Source organism: Ornithinimicrobium sp. F0845, from assembly GCF_023015765.1.
Classification (GTDB): domain Bacteria; phylum Actinomycetota; class Actinomycetes; order Actinomycetales; family Dermatophilaceae; genus Ornithinicoccus.
This window is the reverse complement of record NZ_JALKAL010000001.1, coordinates 469782-486061: the sequence shown is the minus strand read 5'-3', so window position 1 is coordinate 486061 and position 16280 is coordinate 469782. Positions and strand designations below refer to the sequence as shown.

Genomic DNA, 16280 nt, shown 5'->3' with positions numbered 1-16280 from the left:
CCAACGACCGAGGGGCGAGTATGACGCACGGTTCCGTACGGCATACTCGCCCCTCGGCGGTGGATCAGCGGATCAGTAGCGGTCGTCGCCCACCGACAGGTCGTCCAGGCGGACGGCCTCGCCGGAGCCCGGCCCGAAGGCGGGGTACTCGAACTGGTCGTAGTCCGGCACGGCGTAGGCGGCTGCCTTGGCCTCCTCCGTGGGCTCCACGGTGAGGTTGCGGTAGCGCGGCAGACCGGTGCCGGCCGGGATCAGCTTGCCGAGGATGACGTTCTCCTTCAGGCCCAGCAGCGGGTCGGACTTGGCCTGCATGGCCGCCTCCGTGAGGACCCGGGTGGTCTCCTGGAAGGAGGCCGCGGACAGCCACGAGTCGGTGGCCAGCGAGGCCTTCGTGATGCCCATCAACTCCGGACGACCCGAGGCCGGCTTGCCGGACTCGGACACGACGCGACGGTTCTCGGTCTCGAAGCGGCCACGCTCGACCAGCTCACCCGGGAGCAGGTTGGCGTCGCCGGCCTCGATGATCGTGATCCGGCGCAGCATCTGCCGCACGATGACCTCGATGTGCTTGTCGTGGATCGACACGCCCTGCTGGCGGTAGACCGCCTGCACCTCGTCGACCAGGTGCTGCTGGGCAGCACGCGGGCCGAGGATGCGCAGGACCTGCTTCGGGTCGATCGCACCCTGGACCAGCTGACGGCCGACCTCGACGTGCTCGCCGTCGGCGACCAGCAGGCGCTGACGCTTGCTGACCGGGTAGGCGTGCTCGTCCGAGCCGTCGTCCGGGACCAGCAGGATCCGGCGGGACTTGTCGGTGTCCTCGACCTGGACGCGACCGGTGGCCTCGGCGATCGGGGCGACCGCCTTCGGCGTGCGGGCCTCGAACAGCTCGACGACACGCGGCAGACCCTGGGTGATGTCGTCACCGGCCACACCACCGGTGTGGAAGGTGCGCATCGTCAGCTGGGTGCCGGGCTCACCGATGGATTGGGCCGCGATGATGCCGACGGCCTCACCGATGTCGACCAGCTTGCCGGTGGCCAGCGAGCGGCCGTAGCACTTGGCGCAGGTGCCGACCAGGGACTCACAGGTGAGCACCGAGCGGACCTTGACCTCCTTGACACCGGCCGCGACGAGCGCGTCGATGACGACGTCGCCCAGGTCGATGCCGGCCTCGGCCAGGGTCTCGCCCTCGTGGACGACGTCCTGGGCCAGGGTGCGGGCGTAGACGGCGGTCTCCACGTCGTCGTGCTCGCGCAGGTCCCCGCTGGGGGTCTCCACGGCGATCGGCATCAGGAAGCCGCGGTCGGTGCCACAGTCCTCCTCGCGGATGATCACGTCCTGGCTGACGTCCACCAGACGACGGGTCAGGTAACCCGAGTCGGCGGTCCGCAGCGCGGTGTCGGCCAGGCCCTTGCGGGCACCGTGCGTGGAGATGAAGAACTCCAGCACCGACAGACCCTCACGGAAGTTGGACTTGATCGGGCGCGGGATGATCTCACCCTTGGGGTTGGCCATCAGGCCGCGCATGCCGGCGATCTGACGCAGCTGGAACCAGTTACCACGAGCACCCGAGGTCACCATCCGGTAGATGGTGTTGTCCTTGGGCATGGTGGTCTCGAGCTCCTTGGCCACCTCGTTGGTCGCCTGGGTCCAGATCTCGATGAGCTCCTGACGGCGCTCGTCGTCGGTGATCAGACCGCGCTCGTACTGCGTCTGGACCTTGGCCGCCTTGGTGTCGTAGACATCCAGGATCTCGGTCTTGCGCACCGGGGTCATCACGTCGGAGATGGCCACGGTGGTGCCCGAGCGGGTCGCCCAGTAGAAGCCGGTGTCCTTCAGCGAGTCCAGGGACGCCGCGACCTGCACCTTGGTGTAGCGCTCGGCCAGGTCGTTGACGATCGCCGAGAGACGCTTCTTGTCGACCACGTCGTTGACGAACGGGTAGTTCGGCGGCAGCGCGTCGTTGAAGACGGCGCGGCCCAGCGTGGTGTCCACGACGAACTCCGAGGCAATGCCCTCGTCGTCGACCTCGGCGCCCTCGGGCAGCTCGTGACCCAGCGGGGCGGCGGTGTTGCGCACCCGCAGCCGGATCAGCGTGCCGATCTCGATCTCGCCGGCGTCGAAGGCCATCTGCGCCTCGGACACCGAGGTGAAGGACCGCACGGGGGCGCCGTCCTCGGTGAGCTCCGGGGCCTCGAAGGACGCGGAGGTGAGGTGGAACAGACCGATGATCATGTCCTGCGTGGGCATGGTCACCGGGCGACCGTCGGCCGGCTTGAGGATGTTGTTGCTCGAGAGCATCAGGATCCGGGCCTCGGCCTGCGCCTCCGCGGACAGCGGCAGGTGCACGGCCATCTGGTCACCGTCGAAGTCCGCGTTGAAGGCGGTGCAGACAAGCGGGTGGATCTGGATGGCCTTGCCCTCGACCAACTGCGGCTCGAAGGCCTGGATGCCGAGGCGGTGCAGCGTGGGTGCGCGGTTCAACAGCACGGGGTGGTCGGTGATGACCTCCTCGAGCACGTCCCACACCACGGAGCGGCCACGCTCGACCATCCGCTTGGCGGACTTGATGTTCTGCGCGTGGTCGAGGTCGACCAGGCGCTTCATCACGAACGGCTTGAACAGCTCCAGGGCCATCTGCTTGGGCAGACCGCACTGGTGCAGCTTCAGCTGCGGGCCGACGACGATGACCGAACGGCCGGAGTAGTCGACGCGCTTGCCGAGCAGGTTCTGCCGGAAGCGGCCCTGCTTGCCCTTGAGCATGTCGGACAGCGACTTCAGCGGCCGGTTGCCCGGGCCGGTGACGGCGCGACCGCGGCGACCGTTGTCGAACAGGCTGTCGACGGCCTCCTGCAGCATCCGCTTCTCGTTGTTGACGATGATCTCCGGAGCACCCAGGTCGAGCAGTCGCTTGAGCCGGTTGTTGCGGTTGATCACGCGACGGTAGAGGTCGTTCAGGTCGGAGGTCGCGAAGCGGCCACCGTCCAGCTGCACCATGGGGCGCAGGTCCGGCGGGATGACCGGGACGCAGTCCAGGACCATGCCGTCGGGGTTGTTCGCCGTGGTCAGGAACGAGGTGACGACCTTCAGACGCTTGATGGCGCGGGTCTTCTTCTGGCCCTTGCCGGTGGCGATGACCTCACGCAGCAGCTCGACCTCGGCCTCCAGGTCGAAGTTCTGCAGGCGCTTCTGCAGCGCCGCAGCTCCCATGCCGCCCTCGAAGTACATGCCGAAGCGGTCGCGCATCTCGCGGTAGAGGATCTCGTCGCCCTCGAGGTCCTGGACCTTGAGGTTCTTGAACCGGTCCCAGACCTGCTCGAGGCGCTCGATCTGCTGGTCCGCACGACGGCGGATCTGGTTCATCTCGCGCTCGGCACCGTCGCGCACCTTGCGGCGCGCGTCGGCCTTGGCCCCCTCGGCCTCCAGCTCGGCCAGGTCGGCCTCGAGCTTGACGGCGCGGGTGTTGACATCTGCGTCGCGACGGTTCTCCAGCGCCTTGCGCTCGGAGTCGATCTCGGCCTCCAGGGAGGGCAGCGCCTGGTGGCGGCCGTCCTCATCGACGGACGTGATCATGTAGGCCGCGAAGTAGATGACCTTCTCCAGGTCCTTCGGGGCCAGGTCCAGCAGGTAGCCGAGCCGGCTCGGGACACCCTTGAAGTACCAGATGTGGGTCACCGGAGCCGCCAGCTCGATGTGGCCCATCCGCTCACGGCGCACGCCGGCGCGGGTCACCTCGACGCCGCAGCGCTCGCAGATGATGCCCTTGAACCGGACGCGCTTGTACTTGCCGCAGTAGCACTCCCAGTCGCGGGTGGGGCCGAAGATCTTCTCGCAGAAGAGTCCGTCCTTCTCCGGCTTCAGGGTTCGGTAGTTGATGGTCTCGGGCTTCTTGACCTCGCCGTGGCTCCACCGGCGGATGTCCTCCGCGGTAGCCAGGCCGATGCGCAACTCGTCGAAGAAGTTGACGTCGAGCACGTGGATCCTTCTCTCGTGATCTCGTGGAAAAGCGTTAAAGACTTGGGTATGACGTGTGGCCGGGTCCGCGGGGCCGGCGGGTGTGCACCCGGCCGGCCCCACGGCATACGACCTAGACTTCCTCGACGGAGCTCGGCTCCCGGCGCGAGAGGTCGATCCCGAGCTCCTCCGCCGCGCGGAAGACCTCCTGGTCGGACTCGCGCAGGTCGATCTGCGTGCCGTCGGAGGACAGGACCTCGACGTTCAGGCAGAGCGACTGCATCTCCTTGATGAGCACCTTGAAGGACTCGGGGATGCCCGGCTCCGGGACGTTGTCGCCCTTGACGATCGACTCGTAGACCTTCACGCGGCCGGTGACGTCGTCGGACTTGATGGTGAGCAGCTCCTGCAGGGCGTAGGCGGCGCCGTAGGCCTCCAGGGCCCAGACCTCCATCTCGCCGAAGCGCTGTCCACCGAACTGCGCCTTACCACCCAGCGGCTGCTGCGTGATCATCGAGTACGGCCCGGTGCTGCGCGCGTGGATCTTGTCGTCCACGAGGTGGTGCAGCTTCAGGATGTACATGTAGCCCACGGACACCGGCTGCGGGTAGGGCTCGCCGGAGCGGCCGTCGAACAGCCGGGCCTTGCCGGACTCGCCGATGAGACGCTCGCCGGAGGCCGACGGACGGGTCGACTCCAGCAGGCCGGCGATCTCGTGCTCGGTCGCACCGTCGAACACCGGGCTCGCCACGCGGGTGCGCGGCTCGGCGGAGCGGGCGTCCGCGGGGATGCCCGCGGCCCACTCGGCGCCCTCGGCGATCTCCCAGCCCTGCGCCGCGGCCCAGCCGAGGTGCAGCTCCAGGATCTGTCCGACGTTCATCCGGCCGGGCACACCCAGCGGGTTGAGCACGACGTCGACCGGCGTGCCGTCCTCGAGGAAGGGCATGTCCTCCACGGGCAGGATCTTGGAGATGACGCCCTTGTTGCCGTGGCGGCCGGCGAGCTTGTCACCGTCGGTGATCTTGCGCTTGTTCGCGACGTAGACGCGGACCAGCTGGTTGACACCGGGGGGCAGCTCGTCGCCCTCCTCGCGGTCGAAGACCTTGACGCCGATGACCGTGCCGGTCTCGCCGTGCGGGACCTTCATGGAGGTGTCGCGGACCTCACGGGCCTTCTCGCCGAAGATGGCGCGCAGCAGGCGCTCCTCCGGGGTCAGCTCGGTCTCACCCTTGGGCGTGACTTTGCCGACCAGCAGGTCGCCGTCGCGGACCTCGGCACCGATGCGGATGATGCCGCGCTCGTCCAGGTCGGCCAGGACCTCGTCGGAGACGTTCGGGATGTCCCGGGTGATCTCCTCCGGACCCAGCTTGGTGTCGCGGGCGTCGATCTCGTGCTCCTCGATGTGGATCGAGGAGAGCACGTCGTCCTGCACCAGACGCTGGGACAGGATGATCGCGTCCTCGTAGTTGTGACCCTCCCACGGCATGAACGCCACGAGCAGGTTGCGCCCGAGCGCCATCTCGCCGCCGTCGGTCGCGGGACCGTCGGCGAGGAGGTCGCCCGCCTCGACGCGGTCACCCTCGTTGACCCGGACCACCTGGTTGTAGCAGTTGCCCTGGTTGGAGCGGGTGAACTTGGCGACCTTGTAGGAGTGGTAGGTGCCGTCGTCGTGGGCGACGGAGACCAGGTCGGCCGAGACCTCCTGGACCACGCCCGCCTTGGTGGCGCGCACGACGTCACCGGAGTCGAGCGCGGCACGGTGCTCCATGCCGGTGCCGACCAGCGGCGCCTCGGCCTGGACCAGCGGCACGGCCTGACGCTGCATGTTGGCGCCCATCAGGGCACGGTTGGCGTCGTCGTGCTCCAGGAACGGGATCATCGCGGTGGCCGCGGACACCATCTGGCGCGCGGAGACATCCATGTAGTCCACGTCGCTGGCCGGGACGTCGGTGGCCTCCCCACCCTTGGTGCGGACCAGGATCCGCTCCTCGGCGAAGGTGCCGTCGTCGTTGAGCTCGGCGTTGGCCTGAGCGATGACGAAGTGGTCCTCCTCGTCCGCGGACAGGTAGTCGACGTCGTCGGTGACCCGACCGTTCGCGACCTTGCGGTAGGGGGTCTCCACGAAACCGAACGGGTTGATCCGGCCGTAGGAGGCCAACGACCCGATCAGACCGATGTTCGGACCCTCAGGGGTCTCGATCGGGCACATGCGGCCGTAGTGCGACGGGTGGACGTCGCGGACCTCCATGCCGGCGCGGTCACGGGACAGACCACCGGGGCCCAGTGCCGACAGGCGGCGCTTGTGGGTCAGACCCGACAGCGGGTTGTTCTGGTCCATGAACTGCGACAGCTGGCTGGTGCCGAAGAACTCCTTGATGGAGGCGACGACCGGCCGGATGTTGATCAGGGTCTGCGGCGTGATGGCCTCGACGTCCTGGGTGGTCATCCGCTCACGGACGACGCGCTCCATCCGGGACAGGCCCGTGCGGACCTGGTTCTGGATCAGCTCGCCGACCGAACGCAGGCGCCGGTTGCCGAAGTGGTCGATGTCGTCGACCTCGACGCGCAGCTCCTCGGCCTGCCCGTTGCGGACGACCTCCATCGTCTCCTCGCCGGCGTGCAGCGCGACGAGGTACTTGATGGTGGCGACGATGTCGTCGATGCCCAGGACCGACTCGCTCAGCGGGGCCTCGACACCGAGCTTCTTGTTGATCTTGTAGCGACCGACCTTGGCCAGGTCGTAGCGCTTGGGGTTGAAGTAGAGGTTGTCCAGCAGGGTCTGGGCGGCCTCCTTGGTCGGCGGCTCGCCCGGACGCAGCTTGCGGTAGATGTCCAGCAGCGCGTCGTCCTGGTCGACCGTGTGGTCCTTGTCCAGGGTGGCGATCATGGACTCGTAGGCGCCGAACTCCTCGCGGATCTGCGCGTCGGTCCAACCCAGGGCCTTGAGCAGCACCGTCACCGACTGCTTGCGCTTGCGGTCGACGCGGACGCCGACCATGTCGCGCTTGTCGATCTCGAACTCCAGCCACGCACCCCGGCTCGGGATGATCTTGGTGGAGAAGATGTCCTTGTCGGCGGTCTTGTCGAGCGAGCGCTCGAAGTAGACACCCGGGCTGCGGACCAGCTGGGACACGACGACACGCTCGGTGCCGTTGATGATGAACGTGCCCCGGTCGGTCATCAGCGGGAAGTCACCCATGAAGACCGTCTGGCTCTTGATCTCACCGGTGGTGTTGTTGATGAACTCCGCGGTGACGAACAGCGGGGCGGAGTAGGTCATGTCCCGCTCCTTGCACTCCTCGATGGAGTACTTCTGCTCCTCGAAGCGGTGGTCCCGGAACGAGAGGGACATGGAGCCGGAGAAGTCCTCGATGGGCGAGATCTCCTCGAAGATCTCCTCGAGGCCGGAACGGTCGGGCACTTCGTCCTTGCCGCTCTCGGCGACGCGAGCCTGCCAGTCCTCGTTTCCGAGCAACCAGTCGAAACTCTCCGTCTGAAGCGCCAACAGATCGGGGACCTCCAGCGGCTCCCGGATCTTGGCGAAGCTCAGGCGGCCAGAGGCCGTCCGAGCGGTGGACACAGTCGTCTTCGCAGTGCGCGAGGCAGCCAAGGATGGGTCCTTCCACAGGCCTTACATGATCAGCGGGTCAGCTGCACGGACCCACGACCACACTGACGTTGGACCAGACGCAACAGTGCGGTTCTGGAACCTCGGTTGGTGGGTGCGGCACGGGACAGGGCAGCGCAAAGAGATAGCATACACGAAAGGCCGGCTCGAGCCAACCGCCCCCTCGCGGTGGCCACGCCGGTGCGTGACGATCGCCAAGAGGATGCCCCCGCGGAGGCCGATCCGTCAAGCCCACCACCGGCGTGTCCAGCCAAATTGGCCCTTCCCCCACCCTTGGCCTTCCCCCAACCACCGAGCGCACGGTGTTGCGAGATCGTCCCTCCACTACAATCACGCGCGCAGTACCGCGTCCGCGGGGACGATCTGGGCGGCGCGCCCGATGGACCTGCACTTTTGGTCACGCAATAAGTGGCGCATGCGACCAGATCCGCATGACCTTTTCCGCTGAGCGCCAACCCCACGCGCCCGGTGACCCCCACAGCACCACCCCGCGCGCGCCGGTGACCCCCCGCAGGCACCACCCCGCGCGCCCCGGTGACCCCCACAGCACCACCCCGCGCGCCCCGGTGACCCCCCGCAGGCACCACCCCGCGCGCCCGGTGACCCCCACAGCACCACCCCGCGCGCCCGGTGACCCCCCACAGCACCACCCCGCGCGCGCCGGTGACCCCCCGCAGGCACCACCCCGCGCGCCCCCGTGACCCCCCGCAGGCACCACCCCGCGCGCCCCGGTCACCGGAGAGAACAGAACGGGCGGGACGACCAGTGGTCGTCCCGCCCGGTCCGTCAGGCAGTCACCGGGTCATCGACCCGGCTGGTGTCACTTGAGGGTGACGGTGGCGCCAGCGCCCTCGAGGGCCTCCTTGGCCTTCTCGGCGGCGTCCTTGTCGACCTTCTCCAGGATCGGCTTGGGAGCGCCATCGACGAGGTCCTTGGCCTCCTTCAGGCCCAGGGAGGTCAGCGAACGGACCTCCTTGATGACCTGGATCTTCTTGTCACCAGCAGCCTCGAGAACGACGTCGAACTCGCTCTGCTCCTCGGCGGCAGCAGCGGCGTCGCCGCCGCCAGCGGCCGGCGCAGCACCGGCAACGGCAACGGGGGCCGCAGCGGTGACGTTGAAGGTCTCCTCGAACTGCTTCACGAACTCGGAGAGCTCGATCAGGGTCATCTCCTTGAAGCTCTCCAGGAGCTCCTCGGTGCTCAGCTTCGCCATGGTGGCGTTCCTTCCTAGTGGTGCCGTGAGTGGCGGTGTGTAGTGATTGCGTCAATCAGCCCGGGGGCTGGTCTCAGCTGTCGTCGCCACCCTCGGCGACGTCGGTGGTGGTCTCCTCCGCAGCGGCCGTGGCCTCCGCGCTCTCGACCGGTGCCTCCTCCGCAGCGGCCGGCTCGGCCTCCGCGGTCTCAGCCGGGGCGTCGGCATCCGCCGTGACGCCAGTCTGGGGGCCCTCCTGCTCCACCTTGGCGCGCAGCGCCTCGACCACGCGCGCGGTCTGGGACAGCGGCGCGGCGAACAGGTAGACGGCGTTGGTCAGCGAGGCGTTCATCGCCCCGGCCAACTTGGCCAGCAGGACCTCGCGCGACTCCAGGTCGGCGAGCTTGGTGATCTCCTCCGAGCTCAACGGCTTGCCGTCGAGCACACCGGCCTTGATCACCAGGGCAGGGTTGGCCTTGGCGAAGTCACGCAGGCCCTTGGCGGCCTCGACCGGGTCACCGGTGACGAAGGCGATCGCGGTGGGGCCCTGCAGGTGCTCCTCGAGGTCGGTGACTCCGGCCTCGGTGGCAGCAAGCTTGGTGAGCGTGTTCTTCACCACGGCATAGGTCGCGTGCTCACGGATCGAGTTGCGCAGCTCGGTCAGCTGAGCCACGGTCAGACCGCGGTACTCGGTGAGCACGGCCGCACCCGAGTTGCGGAAGTGATCCGTCAACTCGGCAATGGCAGCAGCCTTCGCAGCAGTCGCCATGGGGCCTCCTTCATCGTGGTGCCGGCACCCTCCCGGTCCGACGACAAGAGCCCCGGCGCAGGCGCACCGGGGCTCGAAGTGACAGCATGAGTATGCCGTCCAGCTCAGTTCACCTGCGCAGGTCGCCCGCATCGTGCGGAACCTTCGGTCGAGTGCCCTCGCGGGCACGCCGACAACCGGCGGTCATTGGGTATGGGCCAACTGTACCGGCCCTGCGCCCGGCCGGACAAATCCGCGCCGCCGACCGACCGCCGCCGACCGAGCTACGACTCCTCGCACGCTCGCTGGACGAAGTCGTAGACCGCTACCGTGACCTCGGCCGGTGCGGCGACCCCGACCGTGTCCTCCCGGCCGTCGAGCACCACGTCGAAACGGAACCGCGTGCCCTGCTTGTCCTCGGCCACCGCGTGGGCGTCGCACCGGGCCGGCACCACGGTGAGGACGACGTCCCTGGCCCGGTCGCTGCCCGAGACCGTCACGCCGACCGGGTATCCGTCGGGCTGACGCTCCCCCGTGCCCGGGTCGACGAGCTGCAGGAGGGTGGTGTTGCGCACCAGGACGAGCTCGAGACTGCCCGGCCCACCCTGCGGCGTCACCCGGACCGTGAGCTCCGCGACCGGGGCACCGCCCAGGTCGCGCTCCTGCGGCCCCCCGACGATCGACAGCGAGGCCACCTCTCCCGCCTCGGCCGCGAAACACTCCGCCGCATGCAGGTCGGCGACCCGCCCGGTCTCGTCGACGACCGGGAGCACGACGTCCCCGGCCCTGCCGTCGCCGAACTTGAGGTCGAGGTGCGCCTCGTGCTCGAGCGGCAGACCGCTGCACACGACCTCGCTCAGCGCGACGCGCAGGTCGACGGCCCGCCCGGGCTCGACCACGATGCCGCTCCGGTCGTAGGTCATCGGTTGCGCAAAGCCCGTGGACTCCAGGCTCAGGCCCTGGACGGTGACCGCGGCGGCCGACCCGTTCGTGAGCCGCACCAGCACCTGGCCCGCCACCACGTCCATCCGGCCTTGGTCGAGGGTCGCCGTCAGCCCTTCGACCGGCACCGCCCCCGTGGTCGACACGGCGTCATCAACGGGCACGGCGTCATCGACCGGCACGACGTCACCTGTCGCCACGACCTCCGCGTCGGTCCCCGCGCACGCACCGAGGAGCAGCACCACGAGGGCGAGGAGGACACGTGCCGCAGCCAGCTCCACCACGCCAGCGTAGGCAGCGCGAACCGCGGAGCGCGAGTGCGTTTCAGCCCAGCGTGATCTCGCCGTCGTCGGTGGCGATCACCACCGACAGACGCACCGGGTCGCCCACCCGGACCTGGATCGGACCGCGCGGCGCCCGGAGCGACTCGAGCGCACTCCTCAGCCGGGCAGCGTCCGGGTGGCGGGCGCGCATGGACACCAGCTTCACGGCCGGCAGGCCCGTGCTCGGGTGCGGGGCGCTCCCCCAGTCGATGAGGAACGGGACCGTCCCGTCCAGGTCGGTGTCCGGCGGGGTCAGCTGCCAGGCCAGCTCGGTGCCGTCCGGGCGCGCCCGGCTCATCGGCCGCGGGTCACCCGGGTCGGTCCCGCTCTCGCGCGCCTGCGCCACCCACTCGGCGATGTCGGTGACGCGCAGCGCCCAGCCCGTCACGGTCGGGCCGCTCAGCCCGTCGACCCGGAACGGCCGTCCCCCGGCAGGGTCGGGCTGATCCGGGTCGGGCGCCACCAGCTCCAGGTAGCACTGGCCGCCCAGCCCGATCAGTGCGTTGCGCGTGCCCAGTCCCGGGTGCGCCCCACCCGGCTGCGCGCGCACGCCGAGCTGCGCCTCGGCATACTCCTCCAGCTCGGCGAGGTCGGGACCCGCGAGGATGACGTGATCGATCTGCGCTCGCATCGCACTCCTTCCCGTCGGGACCAACCTAGGGCACACGCCCGGGCGCGGCGCGGTGGCGCGGAGCCGCGCGGTCTAGTAGCACTAGGACATGAAGGCTGTCGAGCGGTGGGTCTCCCCGCGCATGGAGCAAGAGTTCACCCTGGTCCGCTGGGGGCACTCCGGGACTCCGGTCCTGGTGCTGCCGACGGCGGGCGGCGACGCCGAGGAGGTGGAGCGCCACCACCTGATCACCAAGCTGGGCGACCTGATCGAGAGCGGCGCGATCACCGTCTACTCCTGCGACAGCGTGGCCGGCCGGGCGATGACCCGCTCGACGGGCACTGTGGAGTACCGCACCTGGTTGCTCAACCAGTTCCACGGGGCCGTCGCCCACGAGATCGTCCCGGCGATGCACACCGACAGCGGCCAGCGGCTCGCCGTCGTCGCGGGCGCCTCGATCGGCGCGTTCAACTCGGTGGCGCTGATCTGCCGCTTCCCCCAGCTGTTCGGCGCCGCGATCGGCATGTCCGGGACGTATGACGTGGAGCGCTTCGTCGGCGGCGTCACCGACGACCTCTACTTCGCCACGCCCCGGCGTTTCCTGCCGGGACTCGACGGGCCGAGCCTGGACCTGCTCCGGCAACGGTTCGTGATCCTGGCCTCGGGCACCGGTGCCTGGGAGAACATCGACGAGTCCTGGGCGATGGCCAAGGTGCTCGGCGAGAAGGGCGTGCCCAACCGGGTCGACGACTGGGGCCCGGGGTACGAGCACGAGTGGCCGACGTGGTGGGCGATGCTGCCGCAGTACCTCCGCGAGCTGCTCGGCTGACCGCTCCTCGCGCGGCACGTCGCTGACCTGCCAGTATGCCGACAGTTGGCGATGCGGGTAGCGACTCTGGACGCGGGGTCCGGCGGGCGCTAGCGTTAGCCAACTGCGGTGCGCGACTGAGGGAGTAGCCATGGCGGGTGCGCTGACACTGACGGCAGAGGCGGGCAACCTGCGCCCCCAGGACGTGCCGGAGGAGGGCGGCGCCCTGCTTGAAGTCCTGCCGGGCACGCAGATCACGCTGGTGCTCGCCGCGGCTGCTCCGGCCGGGGACGAGGACGGCACAGGGCTCGCGGACCTGCAGTGGACCCGGGGCGGCGAGACGTGGCAACCGCCGGACGACGCCGTGGTCGTCGAGGACGGCGAGCATCGCGTCACGCTCACGGCGGAGGGCGAAGTCTTCTCGACCTATCAGGCGACGGCGACCGTGGGCACCGAGACGGCGCAGAGCAACACCCTGGAGGTCCGCGAGCGCGCCAAGGCCGCCGCTCCCGACAAGGCGACGGAGTCCGTCGCAGAGATCGCCGTGGGCGAGTACGACAGCGCGTTCGCGAAGCGGGGCTTCATCGCGCTGGTCATCGCCGTCGTGACCGTCGCGGTGTTTCAGTTGATCTGGATCTCCGAGGTGACGGTCCCGGACACCACCGCCACCCTGACGGACGACCAGCAGGTCATGGGCACCTTCGCGGAGCGGATGGTGAGCAGGGTTGTGCTCATCGGGGCGACGACTGGCATCATCCTGCTCCTCGTCGGCGCCTATCTGGCGGCGCTGGAGACGCGCGGGCGGCTCAGGCTCCCCGGCCAGGCTCCAGCGGTCCGGGTCGACGGCGTGCGCGGCACTGTCTCCGACCTGCTCAAGGACACGCTCGAGCCGGTGCTGAAGGCGATGCAGTCGATGCGCGGCATGATGGCGACCCTGGTGGTGGGTGGACTGATCCTGGGAGGTTCGCTGCTGCTCGCCTCCACTCTCGTCAGCGGGGCGGGCTCGGGAACCGCGGACACCGACCAGGCCACCGAGACACCGACCGGACCCTCGCAGGAGACCGGCGTCCCGACGCAGACCCCTGCCGAGCCGGACACCGCCACCGAGACGGGTCGGTGAGATGGGGCCCCTCCAGGCGGTCCTGGTGGGCGTGCCCGACCCTGCACCGTTCACCCTGCATGGACGGTCCTATCGCTTCGCGTCCGCTCCGGGGGTGCTCGAGGACCTCGCGTGGTACGAGCAGTGGCTCCTGGCCGAGGCCACCGCCGGGGTCGTTCTCACCGTGCTCGACTCCCCCGAGCGGACCACTCGGACCGGGATCCTGCGTGCAGTAGGCCGCGCCGCGGAGGCGGTTCGAGCGGGCGGGTGCACCGACATCCTGCTGGTCCTCGTCGGCCACGGACTCCAGGTCCCGGACCAGGACGACGACGAGCCGGACGGGATGGACGAGGTCTTCGCGGCCACGGACGGCCCGGTCCTCGACGACGAGTTCGCGGCGATCTGGGCCGGCCTACCGCCCCATGCTCGGGTCGTCGCCCTCGCCGACACCTGCAGCTCCGACAGCATCGCTATCGCGGGGCAGTCCCAGCCGGAGCGACACATCCTCGTCAACCGCGAGGGACCGTTCCGGCTGAGCCTGGCCGCCGCACGCCAGGGACAGGACGCGTATCCCGTCCGGGTGCCGCACGGTGGCACCGATCGGGGCGTGATGTCCTATGCCCTGCAACTGGCCTGGGAGGGCCTCGAGGGTGACCACACGACATACCTCAGGTGGTTCGACGAGGCCGCCCGACTCGTCAGTGGGATGTCCAACCAGGTGCCGGTGCTGCGCTACATCGGCCCTGACCGGTCCCTGTTGGACAGCGTGCCACTGCGGTGAGGCCGGGCCGGCACACCCGGCCTCATCCGAGCTTCTTCAGCCGCTCCGCCAGCTGGTCCACGCGATGGCTGTTGCCGTGGAGCTGCACGTACTGCGGACCGAAGACGGCCAGGAGCGCGTCGTCGAGGCGGCGCACCGCCGCGGGCGGGTAGCGGTAGCCCATCCGTGCCGTGATGGCCTCGCCGTCCACGCCGCCCAGCACGTGGCTGAGCTCCTCCAGCGAGGTGACGCCGAGCTCCAGCAGCAGCCCGGAGATCCAGGCGTAGTGCTCCGTGCGCGACCAGCCGGCATCGGGATACTGCCCGGCCAGGAACTTGGCGAGCTCCTGGGCGCTGAGCCGCGGGTCGTCCTCGTCCGGCTCCTCGGGGGGCTGCTCGGGCAGGGCTGCCTGCAGCCGGTCCCGGATGGCGGAGAACTCCTGGTCAGCCAGCTCCAGCAGCCCCGCCGCCAGTGTGAAGCGTCGGTTGAGATCGGGGGCGTGGGCTTGCGGGATGGTCCCCTTGTAGCGGATGTCGTGCTCGAACTCCGCCCACGCGTGCTGCAGCACGGTGCGGATCTGCACCGAGGCCGTGAAGGTGCGCAGGGCCTCCTGCGCCGGGGTCAGCGTGCGGCTGGCGTCGACGGCCACCACGAGATGCCGGCTGGCATAGCCCCAGCGTCCCTGGTCAGCGGTCTCCTGGCCCATGTCGCGGTCATCGAGCACGGTCAGCTCGCCCGCCAGCAGCTGGGCGACGGCGGCGACGTCGTCGCGGACGTAGGTGATGACCCGCAACCCGATCTGGTCGGTGATCTGCTCGAGCGGGTCGGGATACTGCAGCCGGCCGTCGACCCTGCGGGCGGCCTTGCCGGCGAAGCTCTCCACCGACTTGGTGCGGCCGGTCACCGTCAGATAGTTGATGCCCGCGTCGTCCAGCGCCGAGGTGACCAGCGCGATGAACCCCTCCGTGGCCCGGACCAGCGCGGGTTGGCGCTCGACATACTGCTGGACCGCATCGCGCACCCGGTCGGCCTCCTGGTGGTCCACTGTCGTCATGTCCCCCATCCTGCCGGATGAGTCGGGACACCCCCTGTCGTCGCCGCGGGCGCGTGGCCAGCCAATGCCTCCCGCGTGTGGACTTTGTGCCTGCGTGTGGCTTTTGACCCCCCTAGGGGACTTTTTCCCACACAGCAGCACAAAGTCCACACACCACGTGCGCTCGGAGCGTTGTGACGCGCGCGGCGCGGCGGACGAGCTGCGGAGGAAGAGCGGCCGCGGACGGAAACACGCGGCGCGGCGGACGAGCTGCGGAGGAAGAGCGCCCGCGGACGGAAACACGCCGCGCACCACACGAGGCCTGCCACTGCGGACCACCCACCCGCCTCACGAGGCCCGCTACCTGGGGCCCACCACCAAACAGACCGAGGGCCCGGCGAGCGAATCGCTCACCGGGCCCTCGGCATACTGCTCAGATCACTCGGTGGCAGCGACCACGCTGCCGACGCGCGCGGGGTCGACCGGGATGCCCGGGCCCATCGTGGTGCTCACGGTCGCCTTGGTGACGTAGCGGCCCTTGGAGGAGGCCGGCTTCAGGCGCAGCACCTCGTCGATGGCGGCGCTGTAGTTCTGCACCAGCTTGTCGGCGTCGAACGAGGTCTTGCCGATGATGAAGTGCAGGTTGGCGTGCTTGTCGACGCGGAACTCGATCTTGCCGCCCTTGATGTCGTTCACGGCCTTGGCGGTGTCCATGGTGACGGTGCCGGTCTTCGGGTTCGGCATCAGGCCGCGGGGGCCGAGCACCTTGCCCAGTCGACCGACCTTGCCCATCAGGTCCGGGGTGGCGACGACCGCGTCGAAGTCGAGCCAGCCGCCGGCAACCTTCTCCAGCAGCTCGTCCGAGCCGACGTAGTCCGCGCCGGCCTCGCGGGCGGCCTCGGCCTTGTCACCGTTGGCGAAGACCAGGACACGCGCGGTCTTGCCGGTGCCGTTTGGCAGGTTGACGGTGCCGCGGACCAGCTGGTCGGCCTTGCGCGGGTCGACGCCCAGCCGCAGGGCGACCTCGACGGTCGCGTCGTACTTCGTGGTCGAGGTCTCCTTGGCCAGGGCGATGGCCTCGACGGGGGTGTAGAACTTGCCGTCCGCGATCTTCTCAGCGGCGGCGGTGTAGGCCTTGCTGCGCTTCATGTCTGCTCCTTGGAAAGGGGTGGAGTTGTGG

The 16280-nt window shown here is 69.4% G+C and carries 11 protein-coding genes; 3 read left to right on the top strand and 8 right to left on the bottom strand.

The window, feature by feature from the left end; translation table 11 throughout:
• Window positions 1-72: 72 nt before the first annotated feature.
• The 6 genes from MWU75_RS02170 to MWU75_RS02145 all read right to left on the bottom strand — a co-directional run bounded on the left by MWU75_RS02170 (window position 73) and on the right by MWU75_RS02145 (window position 11421).
• Window positions 73-3978: a DNA-directed RNA polymerase subunit beta' gene (locus MWU75_RS02170; RefSeq protein ID WP_247087911.1), complete on the bottom strand. Its 3906-nt coding sequence runs from the start codon at window positions 3976-3978 to the stop codon at window positions 73-75.
• A gap of 112 nt (window positions 3979-4090) precedes the next feature.
• Complete coding sequence (gene rpoB / locus MWU75_RS02165; protein WP_247087910.1) at window positions 4091-7567, bottom strand: DNA-directed RNA polymerase subunit beta; 3477 nt, start codon at window positions 7565-7567, stop codon at window positions 4091-4093.
• An 838-nt stretch (window positions 7568-8405) separates the two neighbouring features.
• The gene (gene rplL, locus MWU75_RS02160; protein ID WP_247087909.1) at window positions 8406-8798 is read right to left on the bottom strand and encodes a 50S ribosomal protein L7/L12; all 393 of its coding nucleotides are present in this window, start codon (window positions 8796-8798) and stop codon (window positions 8406-8408) included.
• A gap of 73 nt (window positions 8799-8871) precedes the next feature.
• On the bottom strand, window positions 8872-9546 hold the full coding sequence (rplJ, locus tag MWU75_RS02155) for a 50S ribosomal protein L10 (RefSeq protein WP_247087908.1): 675 nt from the start codon (window positions 9544-9546) through the stop codon (window positions 8872-8874).
• Window positions 9547-9809: 263 nt separating this feature from the next.
• Window positions 9810-10748: a hypothetical protein gene (locus MWU75_RS02150; RefSeq protein ID WP_247087907.1), complete on the bottom strand. Its 939-nt coding sequence runs from the start codon at window positions 10746-10748 to the stop codon at window positions 9810-9812.
• A gap of 43 nt (window positions 10749-10791) precedes the next feature.
• Complete coding sequence (locus tag MWU75_RS02145; protein WP_247087906.1) at window positions 10792-11421, bottom strand: VOC family protein; 630 nt, start codon at window positions 11419-11421, stop codon at window positions 10792-10794.
• Between the two features lie 88 nt (window positions 11422-11509).
• Here MWU75_RS02145 and MWU75_RS02140 point away from each other — a divergent pair, with 88 nt between their 5' ends.
• The 3 genes from MWU75_RS02140 to MWU75_RS02130 all read left to right on the top strand — a co-directional run bounded on the left by MWU75_RS02140 (window position 11510) and on the right by MWU75_RS02130 (window position 14088).
• Window positions 11510-12229 carry a hypothetical protein gene (locus tag MWU75_RS02140; protein WP_247087905.1) on the top strand — a complete coding sequence of 240 codons (720 nt, stop codon included), beginning with the start codon at window positions 11510-11512 and terminating at the stop codon, window positions 12227-12229.
• A 130-nt stretch (window positions 12230-12359) separates the two neighbouring features.
• On the top strand, window positions 12360-13328 hold the full coding sequence (locus MWU75_RS02135) for a hypothetical protein (protein WP_247087904.1): 969 nt from the start codon (window positions 12360-12362) through the stop codon (window positions 13326-13328).
• 1 nt (window position 13329) lies between these two features.
• Window positions 13330-14088 (top strand): caspase family protein, encoded by a 759-nt coding sequence (locus MWU75_RS02130; RefSeq protein ID WP_247087903.1) that lies wholly within the window; start codon window positions 13330-13332, stop codon window positions 14086-14088.
• 22 nt (window positions 14089-14110) lie between these two features.
• Here MWU75_RS02130 and MWU75_RS02125 read toward each other — a convergent pair whose 3' ends face one another.
• A complete protein-coding gene (locus MWU75_RS02125; RefSeq protein WP_281496640.1) occupies window positions 14111-15121 on the bottom strand; it encodes a GTP pyrophosphokinase in 1011 nt (336 codons plus the stop codon).
• 417 nt (window positions 15122-15538) lie between these two features.
• On the bottom strand, window positions 15539-16249 hold the full coding sequence (gene rplA / locus MWU75_RS02120) for a 50S ribosomal protein L1 (protein ID WP_247087902.1): 711 nt from the start codon (window positions 16247-16249) through the stop codon (window positions 15539-15541).
• Window positions 16250-16280 lie beyond the last annotated feature (31 nt).